At 67.0% G+C, this 929-nt stretch carries 2 pseudogenes; one reads left to right on the top strand and one right to left on the bottom strand.

What is annotated here, in order from left to right:
• Nucleotides 1-125: pseudogene (locus tag KZA10_RS16255) on the bottom strand (integrase core domain-containing protein); the annotation flags it as partial.
• Between the two features lie 4 nt (nucleotides 126-129).
• Here KZA10_RS16255 and KZA10_RS16250 point away from each other — a divergent pair.
• Nucleotides 130-929 (top strand): annotated as a pseudogene (locus KZA10_RS16250) (ATP-binding cassette domain-containing protein); the annotation flags it as partial.

The following is a 929-nucleotide window of genomic DNA, read 5'->3' as shown; positions in this document are numbered from 1 at the left end:
TGATTGTAGAAGTGCAGCCAGCCCGGGAGTGCTTTGCGGCGCTCAGTCTCTGAGGGATAGAGCTTCGCGTATGCCCAGCCGTCGGCGAGGGTGCGGTGGAAGCGCTCGATCTTCCCATTCGTTTGTGACGACATCGCGCTGCTGGATGAGCCGACCAACGACCTCGACCTCGACGGGATCGAGCGGCTGGAGGCCTTCGTGCGCGGACTCCGCGGCGGTGTCGTTGTGGTGAGCCACGACCGTGAATTCCTCGCCCGCTGCGTGACCAGGGTGCTGGAACTCGACCTCGCGCAGGGTAGCAACCGGGTCTTCGGCGGCGGCTACGACTCGTACCTGGAGGAGCGGGCCACGGTCCGTCGTCACCAGCGCGAGAAGTACGACGAGTTCGCCGATAAGAAGGCCGACCTCGTCGCCCGTGCTCGCACCCAGCGCGAGTGGTCGAGCCAGGGCGTGCGCAACGCGATGAAGAAGGCGCCCGACAACGACAAGATCAAACGCAAGGCCTCTGCGGAGTCGAGCGAGAAACAGGCGCAGAAGGTGCGTCAGATGGAGAGCAGGATCGCCCGGCTCGAAGAGGTCGAGGAGCCGCGCAAGGAGTGGCAGCTCGAGTTCACGATCGGTTCGGCGCCGCGCTCCAGCTCGGTCGTGTCGACGCTGAGCTCGGCCGTGTTCCGGCAGGGATCCTTCCAGATCGGTCCGGTATCGCTCCAGGTGAACGCGGGGGAGCGGATCGGGATCACCGGTCCCAACGGCGCGGGGAAGTCGACGCTGCTGCGCGGGCTGCTCGGACGGCAGCTTCCCGATGAGGGAACCGCAAGCCTCGGTGCGAGCGTGCAGATCGGCGAGATCGACCAGGCCCGTGCGCAGCTCGTCGGCACGCAGCCGCTCGCCGTCGCCTTCGAGGAGCTCGTGCCGGAGATGGCGTCGGG

It is taken from the genome of Microbacterium sp. BF1, assembly GCF_019279095.1.
In the GTDB taxonomy this organism is placed as follows: Bacteria; Actinomycetota; Actinomycetes; order Actinomycetales; family Microbacteriaceae; genus Microbacterium; species Microbacterium maritypicum.
This window is presented reverse-complemented; position numbering and strand designations above follow the sequence as displayed.